Origin of the sequence: Mesorhizobium sp. M7A.F.Ca.CA.001.10.2.1 (genome assembly GCF_003998575.1) — a bacterium.
Taxonomy (GTDB): Bacteria; Pseudomonadota; Alphaproteobacteria; order Rhizobiales; family Rhizobiaceae; genus Mesorhizobium.
The window spans coordinates 1-3,932 of the sequence record NZ_RZQY01000585.1 but is presented as its reverse complement, the minus strand read 5'-3'; the positions used below and the strand labels follow the sequence as shown (position 1 = coordinate 3,932).

The window sequence follows — 3,932 nt, the reverse complement described above, 5'->3', positions numbered from 1 at the left end:
GTGCAAGGTCTCGACATGGCGCTTATGCTCGAAGGCAACGCCCTCGAACAGCGCACGCAGCAGATGGGCTCGGCTGTGCCAGCCGGCGATGCCATAGAAGCCTGCGCGCGCATGGCCATTCTGCTGCGAGCCGTAAAGGAAGGGATGATAGATCGGGATGTCGCTGTTCGGATCGACGGACGCCACCAGTTCGCTGCACAATTCGAACGGCGACTTGCCGGCTTCGCCACCATGTTCGAGGAATTCGCGAACGATCCATTCGAGATTGGCGGCCGAGGTGGCACTGGATTCGATCGCCAGATAGCGCTGGCGGTCGAAAGTCGACAGCATGAAGATCGAAGGGTCGCGGATCGGTTCGTCGGTAATGACCTGGTTGATGCTCCAGGTCCCTGCGATAACCGATGCGGCGCCGGTTCTGGTCACGCCCGAACCGACCGCGCTGGCGACGACATCGAACAGCCCGGCGACGACCGGCGTGCCGGCGCGCAGTCCCGTCAGGGCCGCCACCTCCGCGCTCACATGACCGGCAATGTCGGCCGATTCCAGCACTGGCGGCAGCAGGTCCATGCAATCGCCGAGCCCATAGGCGGCAAGCAGGTCCGGCTCGTAGCGGCGGTCCTGCATCTGCAGCAGGCCGCAGCCCGACATGTCTGAAGTGTCGCTGCTGCGCGCACCAGTCAGGCGGTTGACGACGAAATCCTTGCACAGGAACACAGTTCCGATACTGGCGAACAAAGCCGGCGAAAAGCGCTTGAGCCAGGCAAGCAAGGTAGGCGTCTGCGCCGCCCACGGCCGTTGCAGGCAATGTGCATAGGTGCGGCCGCCGACATTCTGTTTTGCCCATTCGGCGACGATGTCGACCGCGCGTGTGTCGAGCGACTGGATGCCGATCAATGGCGCGCCCGTGCGATCGAGCGCGTAGAGCCCGTTGCCATGACCGGCGCAGCCGATGGCGACTATCTCGCCGGCGTCGATGCCGGCTTCAGCGATGCATTGGCCGATGACCGAAACCGCGTTGCGCCAGAGTTCGTCGAGATCGCGTTCGACATGCCCGGGCTTTGGCATGGACGAGCGGCCGTCACGGGCGGCGAATGCCAGTTCGCGGCCGGACAAGTCGAAGAGGATGGCCTTGATGACGGTGTTGCCGGCATCGAGGCCGAGGATGTAGCTTGCCATTGGCGCCTCCCGAGGCCGCAGCCTATGCCTGGTTGTACAGATCCCAGGCCACGCCGCCATCGGCATCGTCATGAATGATCGCCATCAGCCCGCGCACGACAGCGCTCGGGTTGGCATGCTGGTAGATGTTGCGGCCATAGACCATGCCAAGCGCACCCTGTGCCATCAAGGCGGCCGACTTGTCGAACACGGCACGCAGATCCTCCTTGCCGCCGCCGCGCACCAGCACCGGGCAGCGCGCCGCCTCGACGACGCGGTGGAAGTCGTTGGGATCGGTGGTCGGATCGGCCTTGACGATATCGGCACCCATTTCACGGGCAAGCCGGGTCAAGGTGACGATCTTTTCGGCATCGCCGTCGACCATGTAGCCGCCATGCTCAGTGACCGGCAGCATGGCCAGCGGCTCGATCATCAGCGGCAGGCCGTATTTCTCGCAATCGGCGCGCACGCGGGCGATGTTCTGCACGCATTGCCGGAACAGGTCGGGTTCGTCGGGCAGCATGAACAGATTGACCACGACGCAAGCCGCATCCATCTCGATGGCGCCAAGCAAGGGCTCGGCTTCATTCTGCAGCACCGCCCACATCGCCCGGTGGCGTATCCTGTTATAGGGATTGCCCATGTCGATGCGCATCACCAGCGCCGGCTTGTCCTTGCCAGGCACGGCCTGCAGCAGATCGGCCTGGCCGTAGTTCATCTGGATGGCGTCGGGGCCGGCCTTGACCAGCTGATTGACCACACCGGCCATGTCTTCCAGCCCGGCAAGGAAGCTCGGCTCGTTGCAGACACCGTGATCGATGGCTACGTCGAGGCAGCGGCCGCCACCGAACAGCCGGTTCATGCGGACTTTCTTGTTTATGCGCATAGGGCGCTCCTTTGATGCGTCTGGAGATCGATGCCGTGCCGGTCGGCCAGCAAGGCGAGGAAGGTCGAGCGCTCGGTGGCGGCCTCGCTGGCGCTCCAGCCCTTGTGCGCCGCCAGCATGTCGAGAACGGCGTTGATGAGGTCGAAACTGAGACCGCCCGAAATGGCGATGGTGGTGCGGCGCAGGAACAGGTCGGCAAGGCACTCGATCTGTTCGCGCTCGATGATGCGCCCGATTTCGCTTGCCGAATAGTCCGACTGCGGCAGCATCTGTTCGCCCGCGGGGTGCGAAACGAAATCCCTGGCCGACGTGCCATAGCGCTGCAGAAGTGTGCGCGCGCGCTCGACCGGCAGGCCATGCTCGGCGGCGAATGACGCGCACCAGGCGTCCGGATCGGCGGGGAAATCGCGGCCGCCACCGATGGCCATGTCCTGCGTGCCCTTGCCGCGCGCGAGGCCGAGCCGCTTCAACGCCATATCTGCGGCCAGCGCTCCAAACGAACGGAAGGTGGTCCACTTGCCGCCGATCATGCACAGTGTCGCCGGCAGATGCCCGGCCGGTTCGACGAACTCGCAAAAATGATCGCGCGGTATGCGGCTGGTAAAACTGTCCTCGCTGGCGGGCAACGGGCGCACGCCGGCGAAGCGGAACACGATCTGGTTTTCCGTGATCTTGATCGAGGGGAAGACGAAAGCGAGCGACTGCAAGATGTAGCGCTGCTCGTCCTCCTCGCAACGGACCTGGTCCGGATCGTCCACCCGGATGTCGGTCGAGCCGATCAGCACCTTGCCTAGATATGGAAACAGGATGCAGATGCGCCCGTCCTCGTTCTCATAGTAGACCATATGGCCGCCGAGCGCGTCGAACAGTTCGCCGTTGTCGACGATCAGATGCGAGCCCTTGGTACCGCCCATCATCGTCTGCGCCGTTGCCCCGATGGCCTTGTTGGTCAGGTCGATCCAGCCGCCGGTGGCGTTGATGACCAGTTGCGGCCGCACCGGCAGCTCTTCGCCGGTCAGCGTGTCGGTGATGACAAGGCCATCGCCTGTCGACGACACCTGCGCATAGTTCAAGACGCGGGCATTCGTCGCGCTCGCCATGGCGTCCAGCAGCATCTCCAGGCCGAGGCGCTCGGGCCGGCTCACCCAGGCGTCGTAGTAGGTCGCCGAATTGCGGATCGCCGGGTTGATCGCCGGCCATGTCTTCAGGGTTTCAGCGCGGCCCCTGAACCGGTGCGTTGGCATCAAACGCCGTGCAGCGGTGAAAAGGTCATACATGGCAAGCCCGGCCTTGATGACCAGCGCCCCGCGCCGGCTCGGCCGCCGCGTCAACCCCAGGAAACGCACCGCACCGTTGGCGAGACCGGAGAAAATGTCGAAGATCGGCACCGTCGTCGGCAGCGGAGCCACATAGTGCGGGGCATTCCTCAGCAGCCGGTCGCGTTCGAGCAGCGATTCGCGCACCAGTTTGAATTCGCCGTTTTCGAGGTAGCGCAGGCCGCCATGCACCATGCGCGACAGGGCGGCGCTGGCGCCGCTGCAATAGTCGCCCTTTTCCGCCAGCACGACATCGACGCCTTGCAGGGCCAGTTCGCGAAAGACGCTGATGCCGTTGATGCCGCCACCGATGACGAGCACGGCGATATCAGGCCGGTCGCGCAGACCAGCGATTGTATGACTACGGTTCATCGGGGCTGTTGCCTTTTTGCTCAGGCATCCATCGCGGTGAGATGCGCGGCTGCCGCGGCGTCGATTGCCGCTAGCTCGCTTGCCGCAAGCGTGATCTCGCCGGCCCGTGCATTGTCGAGCGCCTGTTCGGGATTGCGCGCGCCGCACAGGGCGAAGGTGATGCCCGCCTGGACGCTCGCCCAGCCGGGCATCACCTTCGCCCC

General features: G+C 64.5%; 3 protein-coding genes and 1 pseudogene. All 4 read right to left on the bottom strand.

Going from position 1 to position 3,932, the window contains the following annotated elements; all coding sequences use genetic code 11:
• A partial coding sequence (locus EN964_RS27805; protein ID WP_164776031.1) for an FGGY-family carbohydrate kinase occupies nt 1-1,176 on the bottom strand: 1,176 nt, incomplete at its 3' end.
• Between the two features lie 22 nt (nt 1,177-1,198).
• Entirely contained in the window at nt 1,199-2,041 is an 843-nt protein-coding gene (locus tag EN964_RS27800) for a class I fructose-bisphosphate aldolase (protein WP_127270631.1), read from the bottom strand.
• Nucleotides 2,032-3,729: a glycerol-3-phosphate dehydrogenase/oxidase gene (locus EN964_RS27795; RefSeq protein WP_127270632.1), complete on the bottom strand. Its 1,698-nt coding sequence runs from the start codon at nt 3,727-3,729 to the stop codon at nt 2,032-2,034. The genes EN964_RS27800 and EN964_RS27795 overlap by 10 nt, the downstream gene beginning before the upstream one ends.
• 20 nt (nt 3,730-3,749) lie before the next feature.
• Nucleotides 3,750-3,932: pseudogene (locus EN964_RS27790) on the bottom strand (aldo/keto reductase); the annotation flags it as partial.